Annotated in this window: 17 protein-coding genes and 2 pseudogenes; 13 read left to right on the plus strand and 6 right to left on the minus strand. The window is 57.3% G+C overall.

Annotation, left to right across the window (positions count from 1 at the left end; translation table 11 throughout):
* Window positions 1–139: 139 nt before the first annotated feature.
* The 10 genes and pseudogenes from GS620_RS07620 to GS620_RS07665 all read left to right on the plus strand — a co-directional run bounded on the left by GS620_RS07620 (window position 140) and on the right by GS620_RS07665 (window position 9004).
* The gene (locus GS620_RS07620; RefSeq protein ID WP_152460121.1) at window positions 140–955 is read left to right on the plus strand and encodes a PaaX family transcriptional regulator C-terminal domain-containing protein; all 816 of its coding nucleotides are present in this window, start codon (window positions 140–142) and stop codon (window positions 953–955) included.
* A 234-nt stretch (window positions 956–1189) separates the two neighbouring features.
* Window positions 1190–2392, plus strand: a complete 1203-nt coding sequence (pcaF, locus tag GS620_RS07625; RefSeq protein WP_171614987.1) for a 3-oxoadipyl-CoA thiolase — start codon at window positions 1190–1192, stop codon at window positions 2390–2392.
* A gap of 15 nt (window positions 2393–2407) precedes the next feature.
* On the plus strand, window positions 2408–3385 hold the full coding sequence (paaA, locus tag GS620_RS07630; RefSeq protein WP_171118422.1) for a 1,2-phenylacetyl-CoA epoxidase subunit PaaA: 978 nt from the start codon (window positions 2408–2410) through the stop codon (window positions 3383–3385).
* Window positions 3386–3408: 23 nt separating this feature from the next.
* Window positions 3409–3693: a 1,2-phenylacetyl-CoA epoxidase subunit PaaB gene (paaB, locus tag GS620_RS07635; protein ID WP_171118424.1), complete on the plus strand. Its 285-nt coding sequence runs from the start codon at window positions 3409–3411 to the stop codon at window positions 3691–3693.
* Window positions 3693–4451: a 1,2-phenylacetyl-CoA epoxidase subunit PaaC gene (gene paaC / locus GS620_RS07640; RefSeq protein WP_171331284.1), complete on the plus strand. Its 759-nt coding sequence runs from the start codon at window positions 3693–3695 to the stop codon at window positions 4449–4451. Before paaB ends, paaC begins: the two co-directional genes overlap by 1 nt.
* Window positions 4452–4457: 6 nt before the next feature.
* Entirely contained in the window at window positions 4458–4916 is a 459-nt protein-coding gene (gene paaD / locus GS620_RS07645; protein ID WP_171118426.1) for a 1,2-phenylacetyl-CoA epoxidase subunit PaaD, read from the plus strand.
* A 13-nt stretch (window positions 4917–4929) separates the two neighbouring features.
* The gene (paaE, locus tag GS620_RS07650) at window positions 4930–6003 is read left to right on the plus strand and encodes a 1,2-phenylacetyl-CoA epoxidase subunit PaaE (protein WP_171614989.1); all 1074 of its coding nucleotides are present in this window, start codon (window positions 4930–4932) and stop codon (window positions 6001–6003) included.
* Between the two features lie 13 nt (window positions 6004–6016).
* On the plus strand, window positions 6017–6778 hold the full coding sequence (locus GS620_RS07655; protein ID WP_171614991.1) for a Phenylacetic acid catabolic protein: 762 nt from the start codon (window positions 6017–6019) through the stop codon (window positions 6776–6778).
* A gap of 15 nt (window positions 6779–6793) precedes the next feature.
* Window positions 6794–7117, plus strand: a pseudogene (locus GS620_RS07660) (transposase); the annotation flags it as partial.
* A gap of 255 nt (window positions 7118–7372) precedes the next feature.
* Window positions 7373–9004, plus strand: coding sequence for a bifunctional aspartate transaminase/aspartate 4-decarboxylase (locus GS620_RS07665; protein WP_171614995.1), 1632 nt, complete (start codon window positions 7373–7375; stop codon window positions 9002–9004).
* A 117-nt stretch (window positions 9005–9121) separates the two neighbouring features.
* On the opposite strand, the gene aspT is transcribed toward GS620_RS07665, so the two are convergent.
* From aspT to GS620_RS07680, 3 genes and pseudogenes are all read right to left on the minus strand, one after another.
* Window positions 9122–10822, minus strand: coding sequence for an aspartate-alanine antiporter (gene aspT / locus GS620_RS07670; RefSeq protein WP_171614997.1), 1701 nt, complete (start codon window positions 10820–10822; stop codon window positions 9122–9124).
* A gap of 182 nt (window positions 10823–11004) precedes the next feature.
* Window positions 11005–11659, minus strand: a pseudogene (locus tag GS620_RS07675) (IS5/IS1182 family transposase).
* A 205-nt stretch (window positions 11660–11864) separates the two neighbouring features.
* Complete coding sequence (locus GS620_RS07680) at window positions 11865–12956, minus strand: zinc ABC transporter substrate-binding protein (protein WP_171614999.1); 1092 nt, start codon at window positions 12954–12956, stop codon at window positions 11865–11867.
* 57 nt (window positions 12957–13013) lie between these two features.
* On the opposite strand from GS620_RS07680, the gene GS620_RS07685 reads away from it, so the two are divergent.
* From GS620_RS07685 to GS620_RS07695, 3 genes are read left to right on the plus strand one after another with little or no spacing between them, the layout of a single operon-like run.
* Complete coding sequence (locus GS620_RS07685) at window positions 13014–13526, plus strand: Fur family transcriptional regulator (protein ID WP_171119062.1); 513 nt, start codon at window positions 13014–13016, stop codon at window positions 13524–13526.
* A gap of 2 nt (window positions 13527–13528) precedes the next feature.
* Complete coding sequence (locus GS620_RS07690; protein ID WP_171615001.1) at window positions 13529–14269, plus strand: metal ABC transporter ATP-binding protein; 741 nt, start codon at window positions 13529–13531, stop codon at window positions 14267–14269.
* Window positions 14269–15066, plus strand: coding sequence for a metal ABC transporter permease (locus GS620_RS07695; RefSeq protein ID WP_171232476.1), 798 nt, complete (start codon window positions 14269–14271; stop codon window positions 15064–15066). Before GS620_RS07690 ends, GS620_RS07695 begins: the two co-directional genes overlap by 1 nt.
* A 123-nt stretch (window positions 15067–15189) precedes the next feature.
* On the opposite strand, the gene GS620_RS07700 is transcribed toward GS620_RS07695, so the two are convergent.
* Genes GS620_RS07700 through GS620_RS07710 form a run of 3 tightly spaced genes read right to left on the minus strand, consistent with a single transcriptional unit; the run spans window position 15190 to window position 18301 of the window.
* Complete coding sequence (locus GS620_RS07700) at window positions 15190–16263, minus strand: BMP family ABC transporter substrate-binding protein (RefSeq protein WP_152460134.1); 1074 nt, start codon at window positions 16261–16263, stop codon at window positions 15190–15192.
* A 31-nt stretch (window positions 16264–16294) separates the two neighbouring features.
* Window positions 16295–17215: an ABC transporter permease gene (locus GS620_RS07705; protein WP_171615003.1), complete on the minus strand. Its 921-nt coding sequence runs from the start codon at window positions 17213–17215 to the stop codon at window positions 16295–16297.
* Window positions 17216–17218: 3 nt separating this feature from the next.
* Window positions 17219–18301 carry an ABC transporter permease gene (locus GS620_RS07710; RefSeq protein ID WP_152460136.1) on the minus strand — a complete coding sequence of 361 codons (1083 nt, stop codon included), beginning with the start codon at window positions 18299–18301 and terminating at the stop codon, window positions 17219–17221.
* Window positions 18302–18304: the final 3 nt, after the last annotated feature.

The raw sequence follows: 18304 nt of genomic DNA on the forward strand, positions 1-18304 counted from the left end.
TGGCGCTGCCTCGGCCCATCATTTGTCTGGCCCGACACCGCTTGACTGAACCGACCCCGTTGGCGCAATCCAGACCCTGAACGAAACTGGGCGCGCGGGGCCGGATGGCATTTCCTTCGGGCCCGATTATACTGGGCAAATGAAAGATACCGCTCCAGACTGGTTTGAAACCTGTGTCAGCCGGCTGACCACGACAAGCACCCAGCGGGTGTGGTCTGTTCTGGTCACGATTTTCGGCGATCTGGCGCAGGATGGATCAGATCAGATCAGCGGATCACTCATCACCGCGCTTACGCGTCTGGCGGGGATCAGGGCCGAGGCCACGCGTGTTGCCCTGCATCGGTTGCGCAAGGAAGGCTGGATTGAAAGCACGCGGGTCGGTCGGAACAGTGTGCACAGGCTGACCAGCTTTGGCCGCCGTCAAAGCGTTGCAGCCGCACCGCGTATCTATTCCCGCGACCCGAACATGCCGGATATCTGGCATGTCCTGATCGCCAGCAACTCGGAAAGCTCCCGAAAGGAACTGTCGGACCTGATGCTGACAGGGGATTACTTCTCGTTGAATGCGACCACGGCCATGGCGCCCGGGCCAATGCCGGATGATCTTGAGGAGCTTCTGGGTTTCGAGAGCGACACGATGTCCGTCCCGAACTGGCTTCGCGACCTGTGCGGGCCGGAGCCGTTGAAAACCGCCTATGATCAGTTCTGGGATGCCATTCAGGTGGTTGAGCGGCTTTTGCCCGCAGAGGGGGCGGGCGATCCGATGCGGTCGGCGGTTCTGCGCGTACTGGTGGTGCATGCCTGGCGACGTATCGTTCTGCGCCACCCAAGCCTGCCACCGGTTTTCCTGCCGGACGACTGGAAAGGCGCCGCGTGCAGAGAAGCTGTCTCACACTTGTTGGACAGGCTGCCGCGCCCCTCGCTATCGAGCTTGGAAGCCGAGCTGATGGACTGACCCACAGCGGGGCAAAGTTCGGGCGAGCTGCTGGATGTCCTGCCATTGTTAAGAAGGGCTGCGTCGTCTTTTTTGCAGTCAAGAAAACCTCTTTGGTCAGCAGTCACCTTTAATGTTACAAGATGTGCGATACATGAGAAGATTGAGTAACATAAGACTTGCATCGAATCAGGGGAAGATTTATTAACCGACCAGACGGTTGATATTGTTCCGTGGGAACAGGAGTACTCTAAGATGGACGCTTTCATTTGTGACGCGACGCGCACTCCGATCGGACGCTACGGAGGAGCGCTTTCGTCGGTCCGCACAGATGATCTGGCTGCTCTGCCGTTGGCGGCATTGAAGGCGCGCAACCCTCAGGTCGACTGGGCCAGTGTTGACGACGTGATCTATGGCGATGCCAATCAGGCGGGCGAGAGCAACCGAAACGTTGCGCGTATGGCGGCGCTGTTGGCGGGTTTACCGATTGATGTGCCGGGAACGACGGTGAACCGTCTGTGTGCCAGCGGCATGGATGCCGTGGGAATGGCGGCGCGCGGCATCAAGGCGGGCGACTATGATTTGGTCATTGCTGGTGGCGTGGAAAGCATGTCACGCGCGCCGTTCGTCATGCCCAAGGCAAGCTCGGCGTTCACTCGCAGCAACGCGGTTTACGACACCACGATCGGATGGCGTTTCGTGAACCCGAAGATGAAGCAGGCATACGGCGTCGATTCCATGCCGCAAACGGCCGACAATGTCGCCGAAGACTATGGTATCAGCCGGGAAGACCAGGATGCCTTTGCCGCGCGCAGCCAGTCCCGCTGGGCCGCCGCGCATGCGGCTGGGGTGTTCAAGGATGAAATCACCCCGGTTTCGGTTCCCCAGCGCAAGGGCGATCCGATTGTCGTTGATACGGACGAGCACCCGCGCCCGGGAACTACGGCAGAAAAACTCGCGGGTCTGAAAGGTGTGAACGGGCCCGACAAAACCGTGACGGCGGGAAATGCGTCCGGTGTGAATGATGGAGCGGCGGCGATCCTGATGGCGAATGAGGCCACGGCAGCCCAGAACGGTCTGACCCCGATGGCCCGTGTGGTTGGCATGTCGGTTGCGGGTGTTGCGCCACGTGTGATGGGCATCGGCCCGGTGCCGGCCAGCCGCAAGGTGTTGGCCCGGGCAGGGCTGAGCGTGGATCAGATGGACGTGATCGAACTGAACGAGGCGTTTGCGTCTCAGGGCGTTGCCACTTTGCGCGAGCTGGGTCTTCCCGACGACGCGCCCCACGTGAACCCCAACGGTGGCGCAATAGCGCTGGGCCATCCCCTTGGCATGAGCGGTGCGCGTCTTGTGCTGACCGCGGCCTATCAATTGAAACGTACCGGCGGGCGCTATGCCCTGTGCACCATGTGTGTGGGTGTCGGGCAGGGTGCGGCCCTTATACTTGAACGCGTGTAACGGAGGAGACGGGACATGTATGCTCAGATGGTAGAATCCGAAGCGTCGAATGAAGATCCTGACAAGCTTGCTGAATTCCAGGCGCGGATCGACGCGGATATCAAGATCGAGCCAAAGGACTGGATGCCGCACGGGTATCGGAAGACGCTGATCCGTCAGATTGGACAGCACGCTCATTCCGAGATTGTGGGCCAATTGCCCGAAGGCAACTGGATCACGCGCGCGCCGACGCTGGAGCGGAAGGCGATCCTTCTCGCCAAGGTGCAGGACGAGGCCGGGCACGGTCTTTACCTGTATTGTGCCGCCGAAACGTTGGGCGTCAGCCGCGATGAACTGACCGAGATGCTGCTGGATGGCCGCATGAAATACTCGTCGATCTTCAATTACCCGACCTTGAACTGGGCCGATATCGGTGCCGTCGGGTGGCTGGTTGACGGGGCGGCGATCATGAACCAGGTGCCGCTGCAAAGAACGTCCTACGGGCCGTATTCGCGCGCGATGATCCGCATCTGCAAGGAAGAAAGCTTTCACCAGCGTCAGGGTTACGATGCCATTCGCAAAATGGCCGAAGGTACGCCCGAGCAACGCAAGATGGCGCAGGATGCGATGAACCGCTTCTGGTACCCGTCACTGATGATGTTCGGCCCGTCCGACAAGGACTCGGTGCATTCGGCCCAGTCGATGGCTTGGAAGATCAAGATCAATACCAATGACGAGCTGCGCCAGAAATTCGTCGACCAGACTGTGCCGCAGGCTGAATATCTGGGTCTGACAATCCCTGATCCGGATCTGAAGTGGAATGAAGAGCGGGGGCATTACGACTTTACGGAACCCGACTGGTCGGAATTCTTTGACGTGATCAAGGGCAACGGCCCCTGCAACGTGGATCGGCTGGCCGCGCGCAACAAGGCATGGGACGACGGCAAGTGGGTCCGTGACGGGCTGTTAGCCCACGCCCGCAAGAAACAGGCCGGCAATCTGGCTGCTGAATAAGCTTACCCTGAGGAGGATACCCGATGAATACCGAATGGCCCCTGTGGGAAATCTTCATCCGCGGTCAGCATGGGATGAGCCACCGACATGTCGGTTCGCTACATGCCCCTGACGCGGAAATGGCAATCAAGAACGCGCGCGATGTCTACACCCGCCGCAACGAAGGCGTCTCGATCTGGGTGGTCGAAGCCAACAACATCTCGGCGTCGTCACCCAGCGACAAAGGCCCGCTGTATGAACCGAGTCAAAGCAAAGTTTACCGCCACCCGACCTTCTTCGACATTCCCGATGAAGTGGGGGCAATGTGATGACCCGGGACGAGGCATTTCTGCAATTCCTGCTGCGGATGGGGGACAACACCCTGATCCTCGGCCATCGTGTCAGTGAGTGGTGCGGCCATGCGCCGGTTCTGGAAGAAGACATAGCGCTGGCCAACACTGCGCTGGACCTGATTGGTCAGACCCAGATGTGGCTGGGCCTTGCCGGAGAGGCAGATGGTGGCAAAAGCGCCGACGATCTGGCCTTCCTGCGCGACGCCTGGGATTTCCGCAACGTGTTGCTGGTCGAAGTGCCGAACGGCGATTTCGGCCGTACGCTGATGCGTCAATTCCTGTTCGATGTGTGGCACTCGATCATGCTGGGGCGGCTGATGGCTTCCTCGGACGAGCGGGTCGCGGCAATCGCCGCCAAGGCCAGCAAGGAAGTGACCTACCATCTGGAACGTTCGGGCGACACGGTTGTCGGGCTTGGCGACGGAACCGAGGAAAGCCATGCCCGGATGCAGGATGCACTGGATTACCTGTGGCCCTATGTGGGCGAGATGTTTGCCAGCGACGAGGTGGACGCCCAGATGGTCGCCGCAGGGATCGCGCCGAACCCGGCGGATTTGCGAGAGGAATACGACGCTCTGGTTGAGCGGGTCCTCAATCAGGCAACTCTGACCATTCCGGAAAGCCGTTTTGCCCATAAAGGTGGCCGCGACGGGCGCATGCATACCGAACATCTGGGCCATCTGCTTACGCAGATGCAATGGCTGCAACGCGCCTATCCCGGAGCAAAGTGGTAAAAGCGGATGCGGGTCTCGACTGACCAGATCTGGAGCTGGCTGGATGCCGTGCCCGATCCCGAAATCCCGGTGATTTCCGTCGTGGATTTGGGCATTGTGCGCGATGTGCGCTGGGACGCTGACACGCTGGTCGTAACCGTCACGCCAACGTATTCCGGTTGCCCGGCGACATCCATCATCAGTATGGATATCGAAACCGCCCTGCGCGATCACGGCATCGGGGATCTGCGCATAGAAACCAGCATTTCACCCGCCTGGACCACCGATTGGCTCAGCGAAAAAGGCCGCGCCAAGCTGGAAGACTATGGAATTGCGCCGCCGCAACCCGCGGGCGGCCCGGATCGCTGTCCCCATTGCGGCAGTAAAGCAGTCGAAAAGGTCAGCCAGTTCGGCTCGACCCCGTGCAAGGCCCATTGGCGCTGCGCGGACTGTCTGGAACCCTTTGACTATTTCAAGTGCATCTGAGGAGGAGCACCGGATGGCACGTTTTCACGACCTGAAAGTCACCGACATCCACAAAACCATCCGCGATGCGGTTGTCGTTACGCTTGAACCCGTTAACGGCGCAGCGGAACAGTTCGACTTCGCCGCCGGCCAGTACCTGACTTTCCGGCGCAAATTCGACGGTGAAGAACTGCGCCGTTCCTACTCCATCTGTGCCGGCAAGGATGACGGTGTTCTTCAGGTTGGCATAAAACGTGTCGAGGGTGGCGCATTCTCAAGCTGGGCAAATGAGGACCTCAACATAGGTGACGTCGTGCAGGCGATGCCGCCAATGGGCAATTTTCACGTGCCCATCGATGCGGATGCGGAAAAACAATACGTTGGCTTCGCCGGCGGATCGGGGATCACGCCTGTTCTGTCGATCCTCAAAACTACGTTGGCCCGCGAACCCAAATCCCGATTTACGCTGATCTATGCCAACAAGGGCATCAACACGATCATGTTCCGTGAGGAACTGGAGGATCTGAAGAACCTCTATATGGGCCGGCTGAACGTCATCCACATTCTGGAAACCGACGCGCAGGAGATTGACCTGTTTACCGGTCTGGTAACGCAGGAAAAATGCCGTGAGCTTTTCAAGCACTGGATCGATGTCAAGAATACAGACACCGCATTCATCTGTGGCCCAGAGCCGATGATGCTGGGTATTGCCGCCGCTCTGCGGGAACACGGACTTGAGGACAGCCAGATCAAGTTCGAACTCTTCGCAAGCGCCCAGCCGGGTCGGGCCAGGCGCAAGACAGACGCCGCCGACGCAGGCACGCAGGCAAACCAGACCAGTGCTTCGATCACACTGGACGGCGCGACGCAGACCGTCACCTTGCCGAAGGATCAGTCCATTCTGGATGCCGCCCTGGAAAACGCCATGGACGCACCTTACGCCTGCAAGGCCGGGGTCTGTTCAACCTGCCGCTGCCGTGTTCTTGAGGGCGAAGTCGAGATGCTCGCCAATCACGCGCTGGAAGATTACGAGGTCGAAAAAGGTTACGTGCTGAGTTGTCAGGCTTACCCGGTGACCGACCGCGTGGTCGTGGACTACGACCAGTAAAGGGAGAGGATCAATGACCGACGCCATGACACTTGACAGCTATCTGGCCGCAGGCGGAGTGCTGACCAATCCGACCAACGTACCGCCGCGTTACCGCGCCGAGCTGATGAAACTGATGGCTACGTTTGTAGACAGCGAACTCGCAGGTGCCGCAGGGTTTGCTGATGTCATCAACCAGGGCCCCGGCATAAAGGAACGCATCGCGGCGGCGAAGATCGTGTTGGAAAAGACGGACCATGCGGATCGGGTTCTGAAAATCATGGGTGAGTTCGGCGCCGACACGGATCGTTATGCCACGCATCACCCGTGGACTGCCCGGTTGGATCGAAAAGCGGATATCGGCGCGACCCGCAGCGAACATGACATGCGGCTTGCGGTGTTCAATTATCCGATTTCCGGTTGGACTGATGCCGTCGTCATGAACCTGCTGATGAGCCTTGCCGTGGCAGAGCAACTGGCGGAGTTTTCGACCGTCTCTTACCAGCCACTGGCCGAGGCTTTCCGGCAGATCGCACCGATCGAGGCGCATCACGGCGAACTGGCGTTGGAAGGTGCTGTGAAGCTGGTTGAAAACGGAGAGTCGCAAGATATGCAAGACGCTGTGGACTATTGGTGGCCCCGCGTCGCTGTGTCTTTCGGGAGGGATGACCCGAAACGATTTGAGCATCTGAGATCACTTGGCTTGCGCCATAGTACCAACGCTGCCCTTCGGGAACGTTGGGCTCGGTCAGCGGACAAAGCTCTGAATAGGCTGGGTTTGAAATCACCTTCGTAGTGCTGCGATGCATCCATTTTCACGGCACTTCAGGGTACACGTCCTAGAAAACAGAGCGGTGAAACGGGTGATCCTTTCTGGTTGACCGACGAGCAGGTGGCCAGGCTCGCTCCCTTCTTAGCGGAGTCGCTTGGCACGCCTCGGGTTGATGACAAACGGGTATTAAGCGGGATTATTTCCATCAACCGCAATGGTTCGCGGTGGCGCAACGTTCCCGATAAATACAGAGCGCACTACGCGCTTCACAGCCGGAGAAAGCGTTGGTGCGAGAAAGGTATCTTCGCCGGAATGCTGGCCGACCTTGTTGCCGGGCAGGGCGAGAAGAAGACTGTGATGATCCCTCTCGTGACATCATTGGCGTGCTACCCTGTTGGGCAATAGGCGCGACCTGTTCCAGGATCTTTCAATCAGCGATCGCACCCGCAGCAACAGTCGTTTACTGGTTAGGAATCGCGACCCCAGAGCCTGTTTTGAAGTTCATGGTTTTCTTTTCGTCGGTCGCTCCATTCTGATAGTTCTGTTTACATTTGCGCATCACCTTGCATACGATCCGGTTGAATTCTTTCGATTGTTCTAACGCAAAGGTTTGATGCCATGGCAGAAACGCTGGACCTGCATAAGTTCGAGAACCTAAGTCCTTTCCAGATCAAAGACGAACTCATAAAGCTGGCGCAGAGAGAGTCGCGCCAAATGGCGCTGCCATATTTGAACGCAGGGCGCGGCAACCCGAATTGGATCGCTACCAAGGCGAGAGAGGCGTTCTTCCTTTTGGGTCAGTTCGCGATGACCGAAGCACAGCGACATCGCAATGAACCACAAGTTGGACTAGCCGGTATGCCACAAGGGCCGGGATGTTACAAACGGCTCAAGGCATACTGCGCCGACACGTCGGAAAAAAACGGTCCTCCAGGCGCAGATACTTTGGTGGCCGTGGTGGACTTTGCGATTGAAAAATTTGGTTTCACAGCAGACGATTTCGTACTCGAATTGACCGACGGTATCATTGGCGACCACTACCCGATGCCGGACAGGTGCTTGGAACACAATGAGGCGATCGTCCACGAATACGTGATGTGGGCAATGTGCGCAGGCCATCGGCCCGACGCAAAGTTCGATATCTACGCAGTAGAGGGCGGAACTGCTGCGATGTGCTATGTTTTCAAGGCACTCAAGAACCAGCGGTTGCTTAATGCAGGCGACACAATTGCATTGGGCACGCCGATCTTCACGCCTTATCTGGAAATGCCGCTGCTTGAAGATTACGGGTTGAATACTGTGGATGTGTCTTCTGCTGAAGAAGATCATTTTCAACTTAACGACAACGATTTTGAACTGTTGGCCGATCCCAAAGTCAAAGCGCTGTTCTTGGTCAACCCAGGGAATCCATCCTCTGTCGCGATCAGCCCCGAAGTCATGACCCGACTTGTGGACTTCGTTAAAACCCGCCGTCCTGACCTGATCATATTGACAGATGATGTCTACGGCACCTTCGTACCTGACTTTCAATCGGTGATGGGGCATCTTCCTGAAAACACGATCGGAGTTTACTCCTACTCGAAGTATTTCGGTTGCACGGGCTGGCGTCTGGGCGCAATTCTGGTGGCCGAGAACAACATCTTCGACAAGATGATTGCTGAGGCACCGGACGAGACCAAAGCTGTGGTGAACGCCCGGTATGAATCGCTGACCCCCGACCCGTCCTCGTTCAAGTTCATTGATCGGATTGTCGCCGACAGCCGGGATGTCGCACTAAATCACACTGCGGGTCTGTCGGTGCCACAGCAAGTGATGATGACATTATTCTCGCTTGTTGAATTGATGGACCAAGAGAAAGTTTATCAGAAATTCTGTTGGGGTATCTTGAAGCACCGTTTTGATGAACTGGTCGATGGATTGGGCGTTGAAGTCGCCGACAACCCGTTGTTCGACAAGTATTATGGCATCATAGATTTGGAGTTCTGGCTGCGGAAATACGTCGGCGAAGATGTGGTCGAATGGATCAAGGAAAACGTTCACCCGTTGGATATCTCGTTCAAACTGGCACAGGACCACGGGATCGTGCTGTTGAACGGCTCTGGTTTTGATGCGCCCAACTGGTCTGCACGCGTGTCTTTCGCCAATTTGGACGACAGCGCCTATCGCCAGATCGGTCGCGCTGTACGGGCTGTGGCCGTTGGATATGTGCAGGCTTATCGCGCGTCAAAAGGATTGCCGTTGCACGGTTAAAAACATGGCCGCTGAGGACGCAGGCGACCCAAACTATCAGCCTGTCTTCTCAGCGGGTCATGTCCTAGCCGCATGCCACATGGTCGCGATCGAAAGTTGAGGTAATTCTGAAGCGACTTACGGTACGAACGCCACAACGAGCGGGCCCCAGAGCGTCAAAAAGATATTTGCAACCGCATAGGTCATGGTGAACGCTGGCGTGGGGGTGGAGTTCCCTGCCTTTTCAAGCAACGTGGCAAACCCAGGGTTCCCGGACCGGGACCCGGTAACAACCGCGCAGGCTTCGACCGGGTTTTTGATGCGCAAGACATAGTAGTTAATAGGGAATTGAACAATCATTGGCATCATTGTGACCAGGACTCCCAACAGAAGCAGGGTAACGCCGTACTGTTGAATTGCTTCCAGAGCAGGTTTACCGGCATTCAAACCAACAACCCCGACGAATACCGCCAATCCGAAACTCTGCAGAAAATTTGCTGCCCCATGGTTGATCCCGCCGATCTTTGGTCGGCGAATACGCAAATACCCGATTATCAACCCTGTCACGAGGCACCCAAGGCCCGAGCCGAGCGACACTTTGGTTCCAGCGATCACGAAGCTGATTTCGCCAATCAAATAGCCAATTGCCACACCAATCCCCAGCGCGATGAAATTTGTGGCCGAAGCCAATGGCGGTACGTATCCCGCCTCTTTTGCCGCTCGGTTCAAGTCGTCTTTGTGGCCGACGATGCAGATCTCATCGCCTGCATGAATTTCGGTATTTTGCAACACCGGCACTTCGTGACCCATTCGGGTAATTTTTGAGATGTGAACGCCGCGTCGTTGATCGGCTGTCAGGGCTTCGCGTAATTCGGCAAGAGTTTTACCTGTCAGTTTCCGATTAGTGACAACAACATTTCGACGTTCTTCCACTACCGTCAATTCAGGTGGGTACTCACCAATTTCTCCGCTTGCACTACCTTCGAAACGGGTCAGGGTTGTAACAAGCCCCGATACAACGATGACGTCTCCTGGGCTGATAATCATGTCCGGTTTGGGATCTAACGGCGCACCTTCATGCAGAATTTTCTCGACGATCAGGTCGCCGTCGTAAGTGTTTTCGATGGATTTAACTGACTTTCCTGCGATCGAGGCGTCGGAACCTACCTGATAGGCGCGGGCGTTAAAGCGGTTCATTGGGAGGAACTCGCCTTCTTCCAGTTTGCGGCCACCTCCGCTGAGTTTTTGGGCCAGCTTAATCGCCTCTTTACGCAGATCCACGCGCATTATGATTGGAATGACACTCACCGCCAAAATTGGCCCGATCGAGCCGAAGATGTAAGTGACTGAATATCCCACGGCGATGTTGGTTTTGAGCTTTTCCGCTTCGTCAGCGGCCAGCCCAAGCAGGTCGATGGCATTTCCAGCGGTACCAATGATTGCGGATTGCGTAAGCCCTCCTGCAGCCAGCCCGGCGGCCAACCCTTTGTCCAACCCAGCCAAACGGGCGACGACCACCACAAAGAAAAGTCCCCAGACAGTCATCATAAATGCAGCCAGTAACTTGGTAAGTGCCGTTCGGTTCAGAGCTGCAAAAAATTGAGGGCCACCATTATAGCCGACCATAAAAATGAAGAGAGAGAAGAAAATATTCTGGACATCGGTGCTCAGGTTAATGCCCCCGATTTGACCTACAAGAACGGCCACCAATAGGGTTCCGGCGATGCCACCAAGTTCGAACTTGCCGACCCTAAACTTTCCAACGCCGTAACCTAAGCCCAGACAAAGAAACAGTGCCATAATCGGGAAGGTACGAAGCTGCTCAGAAATCAAGTCCATTTTGAAATCTCCTGCGTCTCTCTTCAGGGTCGTTCCGATCAAGATACAGTGACTAACTATATTGAAAACAAAAAAACAATGTGACTGACGTAGCGCGAGGATTTAAGAGCACAGCGCTTCGCATCTCTATTCCGGCGGAAAGGTTTCGAAAAGTGTTATTGTAATTTGGTCAGGATTCCTAATCAGTGGATGACGGTTTCTGTGAGTGCGATCGCTGATTGGAAGACCCCGGAACAACGGTGATGGCGGGTTGCCGCACGCCTCCAGTTCTTAAACCCGCCAAACATAGTCTCGATGCAGTTTCGACCCTTGTACCGCGCTTGTTTTCCTTGACTAACATCACGGCCAGGTTCCTCAAGCAGCCAATCCACATTTGGGATGCTACTGAGCAGAGCCCGGGCGTCGATGCAATCACTGTCGCTCCCGGCGGTCACGAACAGGTTGAGCGGGCGACCCTGGCCATCGCAGGCGGGCATCAGCTTGGTATTCATGCCGCCCTTGGTGCGCCCGATCAGGCGGCCACGCCCCCCTTTTTTCGGCCATACTGGTCTCGGTGCCGTTTGCCATGAGATAGGTCGCGTCCATTGCCCGGCAGGGGATCGTGGTCTTCCTTTCGCCGTGCCCGGCAACCAGTTCGGCCAACATCCGGGCGGAGATACCCTTCTTGCACCGACGCTTCCACCGGCTGTTAAGCGTCTTGTGAGTTCTGTATTCCTCGGGAGTGTCGCGCCACCGCGAAACATTGCAGTTGATGAAGATAATCCCGCGTAACATCGGTTTGTCATCAACCCGAGGCTTGCCGTGCGACTTCACGAAGAAGGGGGCGTGCCTAGCCATCTGCGCGCCGGTTAACCAGAAAAAATGACGTGTGTCACCGCTTCGTTTTTCAAGCCGTGAACCGTGCCGCGCAGTGAATACGGATGCTTCATGGCATCATATATGAAGTAGCTGCCGATTTTTTCGGTCTGGGAGTTGATCCGCCCTGTCTTCTGGAAAGCTGAACCCGGCCAGTTTCTCAAACTGAACCGGGCTTGCAACAGGGTCAGAGACACTCGGCCAGAGTTTTTGCCATGTTGAGAATAACTTGCGGGTAGAGACCGGCTCCGGGTTCCAGATCAGAGCCCAGCGGATCGATTACGCCCGTTTTCGCCTCGGTCCCGTCTAGCACGGTTTTGACGATACCGGGGTTGAATTGCGGCTCGGCGAGAACGCAGTTGATACCTTCTTCGCGGATACGGGTTTGAATCTCGGCGATACGAGCCGGGCTCGGGTCCGAGGCGTCGGCGATGGAAATCGCACCTGCGGCCGGAAAGTCAAATGCATCCTCGAAATAATGGTAGGCGTCGTGGAACACGACGAAGCTTCCTCCGCGTACCGGTCCAAGCGTCTCGGCCACTTGTTCAGACAGCGCGGCCATTTCAGCGCGCGCGGCTGCGGCATTGGCAAAATATGCACCTGCATTGTCCGGGTCGGCAGACGACAGCTGCGCGGCGATCAGATTCAGCCAGGTTTCTGCATTTGCCGGTGAAAGCCACGCATGTGGGTCGTGCGCGCCATGCGCGTGATCATGATGCTCATCATGCTTGTCTTGATCGGCATGTTCTTCGTGATCGTGATCATCATCCTTGGCGTGGTCGTCGTGATCATGCTCGTGGTCATCATCCTTTGCATGGTCGTCGTGACCATGTTCATGATCATCATGATCGTGCCCGTCGTCTTCGATGTGCTCATCATCATGATCATGTTCGTCTTCGCCGCCATGATCGTGTGCCTCGAAAACAGCGCTTTCGCGGAACTCCAGAAGAACCGTACCATCCGCGTCAAGAAGGGACGTGACCGTCGCACTGTCGGCAAGGGTTTCGATGGCACTTTCCATCCAAGGTGTCAGGTCTTCTCCTACCCAGAACACCAGATCGGCATCCTGCAATGCGGCCGCCTCGGACGGGCGCAGGTTGTATTCATGGGGCGAGGCACCGGGTGCGACGATCAGGGCCGGTGTTCCGACGCCGTCCATAACCCGGGAAACGAGCGAGTGGATCGGTGCGATATCGACCGCGACGTTCGGAACGTCCGCGATGGCCGTTCCTCCCATCAATGCAACCGTGATCGAAACTGGAAGAAGCTTTCTGGACATCAGACCCTCTGTGTGATTTTATAACGTTACGAGTGGCAATACATGATATGAAATAACATGACAAGCGATACGAACCCTGTCTCTGTCGATGAGGCGGCCCCGGTCGGGTTTCAGGAACATGACCATCAGAGTTGCGTCAAAACTGCGTTGGTATCCGCCGAGGCGCGCTGCAAGGGCGAGGGGCTGCGCCTGACGCCGGTTCGCCGCAAGGTCTTGGAAATGCTGCTGCAAGAGCATCGGGCCCTTGGTGCCTATGCAATTCTTGACCGCCTGCGAGAGGAAGGGTTCGGATCTCAACCTCCGGTCGCCTATCGGGCGCTTGATTTCCTTGTTCAAAACGGGTTCGTTCACAAGATCGAGCGGCTGAATGCATTCGTTGCCTGCTCTCATCCCGGCGCGTCGCATTCGCCGGCATTCATGATTTGCAGAAAGTGCGATGCCGTTGCCGAGGCGCAGTCCACGCCGGCCAAAGGTGTTCTGGGTGCCGCTGCGCGCGCAGCGGGTTTCGAGATCGAGCGAACGGTTGTAGAAGCCGAGGGACTTTGCCCCGACTGCACCGAAAAGGCCTGAAAATGACGCTTGTCTCTGTCGAGAATCTCAGTGTTCGCTATGGTTCAAACACTGTTCTGAGCCATGTGGACATGGCTGTCGAACCCGGCGAGATCGTCACCATCGTCGGGCCGAACGGGTCGGGCAAAACCAGCCTGTTGCGCGCCATCATCGGTGCGACCAGGCCAAGTGCCGGGCATGTATCGCTGAAACCCGGATTGAAGATCGGGTACGTGCCGCAGAAACTGCACGTGGATCCCACCTTGCCAATCTCGGTCGAGCGATTCATGCGACTGACAGACCGTGTCTCCGGCCGTCAGTGCGTCGAGGCATTGGAAAAAGCGGGCGTCCCGGATCTGTTGAAACGTCAGATGTCGCAACTGTCCGGCGGGCAGTTTCAGCGTGTGTTGCTGGCGCGGGCGCTGATTAACCAGCCTGACCTTCTGCTGCTGGATGAGGCAACCCAGGGGCTGGACCAGCGCGGATCGGCGAGTTTCTATCAGCAGATTGAGGCCGTGCGCCGCGAAACCGGATGTGCAATTCTGATGATCAGTCACGAATTGCACGTGGTCATGAGCGCCTCGGACCGGGTGATTTGTCTGAACGGCCATGTGTGCTGTCAAGGATCGCCGGCGGTGGTCGCTTCGGCACCGGAATACCGGGCCTTGTTCGGAACGGGAACAGGCGGAGCGCTTGCCCTGTACCGGCACGAACATGATCACCATCACGACCATGATGCAAATCCTCAGGAAGCGGCGGAATGATGCTTGACGATTTCATGATGCGTGCAACGCTTGCAGGTATAGGGGTTGCGTTTGCGGCGGCGCCTCTTGGATGTTTCGTGGTGTGGCGCCGCATGGCGTATTTCGGTGACGCTACCGCACATGCCGCGATTCTGGGCGTGGCCCTGTCACTGACCTTTCAGATGTCGATCTTCACCGGTGCGCTGGCTGTTGCGTTGATTATGGCGCTGACGGTCACTTTGTTGGCGGGTCGTGGCTATGCGATGGACACGCTGCTGGGGGTCCTGGCGCATTCCGCCTTGGCTTTCGGTCTGGTTGCCGTTTCGTTTTTGTCCGGCGTCCGCATTGATTTGATGGCATATCTATTCGGCGATATTCTTGCGGTATCCCGTTCGGATCTGCTTGTGATCTGGGGCGGCGCGGCGCTTGTCGTGGCGCTGATCGCCTGGCGATGGGCTCAGCTTTTGACGGCTACATTGAACGAGGAACTGGCCTATGCCAGTGGGTTCGACCCGAGGCGGGAACAGTTGATTCTGACACTGTCTCTGGCGGTGACCGTGGCTGTTGCGATCAAGGTCGTGGGGGTATTGCTGATCGCGGCGATGCTGATCATTCCCGCGGCGGCGGCACGAAATCTGGCCCGATCGCCCGAATCAATGGCGTTGATAGCGGCAGCAATAGGCGCGATGTCCTCAGTTGCGGGGTTACGGGCAGCTTATGTGTTCGATACTCCGGCGGGGCCATCAATTGTCTGCGTCGCCGCAGTCTTGTTTGCCTGTCTCAGCGTGGTGGGGTGGCGAAGACAGGGCAGGGCGTGATGGATCTGAGCTCGATTGCGCTGACCAGGTAATCTCTTCGTTGTTCGGCACCTCAGGTGCGCACAGCACAAAAAAGGGCCCGCACACGGATTGCGGGCCCTTTCCGTTCCTTGACGATACAGCTTACTGCGGAATTTCGCCTTCCAGCCCTTCAACATAGAAGTTCATGCCTGCCAGCGTGCCATCGTCGGCGGTTTCGCCTTCAGCCAGCCAGTCGCTGCCGTCCTGCTTCTTCAGCGGACCGGTGAACGCGTGATAGCTGCCATCTGCAAGCGCCGCCTTCAGGGCCAGAGCCTCTTCCTTGACATCTGCGGGAACCGCGTCCGAAATCTCGCCGATTTCAACCATTCCTGCTCCGATACCGTCCCAGGTGTTGGAAGACGTCCAGGTCCCGTCCATTACCGCTTTTGTCCGCGCGATGTAATAGGGGGCCCAGTTGTCGATGATCGATGACACACGCGGAAGAGGTGCGTACTCGCTCATGTCCGACGCCTGACCGAAGGTGATCACATTGCCGGCCTCTTGCGCTGCTGCTTGCGGCGCTGTCGAATCGGTGTGTTGCAGGATTACGTCCGCGCCCTGTTCGATCAAAACAGTGGCGGCGTCAGCTTCTTTCGCCGGGTCGAACCACGTGTAGGCCCAGACGATCTTGAACTCGACATCCGGGTTCACCTTCTTGGCGTGGATATAGGCCGAGTTGATGCCGCGGATCACCTCGGGGATCGGGTAGGAGCCGATATAACCGATGATGTTCGACTTGGTCATTTTACCGGCGATGTGGCCCTGAACCGCGCGACCTTCGTAGAAACGGGCCGAGTAGACCGAGACGTTGTCGGCGGTTTTATAGCCGGTTGCGTGCTCGAACTTCACGTCCGGGAATTTCTTGGCCACGTTGATGGTCGGGTCCATGTAGCCAAACGAGGTGGTAAAGATCAGATCCGCGCCTTCCAGCGCCATCTGGGTCATCACACGCTCGGCATCCGGGCCTTCGGGAACGGATTCAACGAATACGGTTTCAACCTTGTCGCCGAACTCTTTTTCAACGGCCTGCCGGCCCTTGTCATGTTCATAGGTCCAGCCGCCATCGCCGACCGGGCCGACATAGACGAAACCGACCTTGGTCTTGTCTTCGGCCATGGCCCCCGAGGCCAGGCCCAGCGCCATGGCGGCGCTCGTCAGAAGTGTAGTGAATTTCATGTGTTACTCCCCAAGTTGGTACTGTTGGCCCCTAGTGTGAGGCATGGAAGGTCCGGCCCAGCGAGGCAGGTGCGCTGCTCTTGTCGGCCGAAAGGATCACAAGCACAAGGATCGTGATGATATAGGGCGACATTGCCAGATACTCGACGGGAATGGCAACGCCCGCTGCCTGCAAATTAAGCTGCAACACGGTAATGCCGCCGAACAAATAGGCACCCAGCAGGACCCGCCACGGCTTCCAGCTCGCAAAGACAACAAGGGCCAGTGCGATCCAGCCGACACCGGCGGTCATGCCCTCGGTCCACTGCGGCACGCGGATCAGGCTGATATAGGCCCCGCCCAGACCAGCGCAGGCGCCGCCGAACATGATGGCCAGAATGCGGATCTTGATCACCTTGTAGCCCAGCGCGTGCGCGGCATCGTGGTTTTCACCGACTGCCCGCAGGATCAGACCAAGACGGGTGTATTTCAGCACCGCCCAGACGGCCGCCGTGATCGCGATGCCGACATACAGGATCGGGTCATGTTGAAACAGGATCGGACCGACAACCGGGATATCGCTGATCAGCGGAATATGGATGTCGCCCATACTGGGGGGTTTGATCCCCACATAGCTTTGCCCCATCAACGCGCTGAACCCCAGACCAAACAGTGTCAGTGCCAGACCACTGGCCACCTGATTGGCCAGCGCAAACTGCGTCAGCAAGACGAACAGCAGCGATAGAACGGAGCCGCCGATCGCGGCAGCAACAAAGCCCAGCCAGGGCGAGCCGGTCTCGACCGAAATCGCGAAGCCGCTGATCGCACCGACAATCATCATGCCTTCGACGCCTAGGTTCAGAACGCCTGCTTTCTCAACGACCAGCTCTCCGATCGCGGCCAGTAGCAAGGGGGTCGCGGCCACCATCAGTGAAGCGACCAGAAGTACGGGATTGATTTCACCAAGGTCCATGGGTCACGCCACCTCGTTACGGGCCGCACGGATGCGGTAGTTGGTCAATAGGTCGAAGGCCAGCAGGAAGAACAGCAGCATGCCCTGGAACACCTGAATGGCAGCGGCAGGCAGCCCCAGCTGCGACTGCGCGATTTCACCGCCGATATAGGTCAGCGCCATCAGTCCACCGGCCAGCAGAATGCCCACAGGGTGCAGACGGCCCAAAAAGGCCACGATGATGGCAGTGAAACCGTAGCCCACGTTGAAATCGATGCTGACAACGCCTGAAGGGCCGGAAACCTCGAACATGCCTGCAAGTCCTGCAAGCGCGCCGGACAAACCCAGACAGAACAGGATCAACCGGGCCGGGTTCACACCCGCAAATTTCGCGGCGCGCGGTGCTTCACCGGTCAGGCGGATGTGAAAGCCCAGCATGTGCCGGTTCAGCAGGACATAGGCAAAGATCACTGCGATCAACGCGGTCACAACACCCCAGTGCATGCCGGATCCGGCGATCAGTTCGGCATTGTGCGCACTGTCATAGGATTGCAGATTGCGGGACCCCGGAAAGCCGAACCCTTCGGGGTTCTTCAGCAAACCCAGAGAAACCGAGGCCAGCATCTGCTCGGCCACATAGACCAGCATCAACGAGACGAGAATCTCGTTGGTGCCGAAACGCACCTTCAGGAAGGCGGGGATCATGGCCCACAACCAGCCGCCGAAGGCGCCGGCAATCACCATGATCGGAAAGATATAGAAGGCATCCAAAGGGTAAAAGGCCAGCCCGGCACCCGCACCGAAGATGGCGCCCATAATATACTGCCCCTCGGCCCCGATGTTCCAGATGCCTGCACGAAAGCCCAGCGACAGACCGATGGCGATAAGCACCAGCGGAGCGCCTTTCACCAGCAGCTGTGGGCGATAATAAAAGGCGAATTCACCAAAAAGAGGTTCCCAGAAGATGGTGCCGATGGCCTCAACCGGATTCTTGCCCAGTATGGCGAACAGTACTCCGCCAAAAAACATCGTCGCCAAAACTGCAACCAACGGCGTTGCATAAGACCAGACCCTGGAAGGCTGAGGACGTTTCTCCAGCACAATCATCAG

The sequence above is a fragment of the Ruegeria sp. HKCCD6428 genome, assembly GCF_013110595.1.
Lineage (GTDB): Bacteria > Pseudomonadota > Alphaproteobacteria > Rhodobacterales > Rhodobacteraceae > Ruegeria.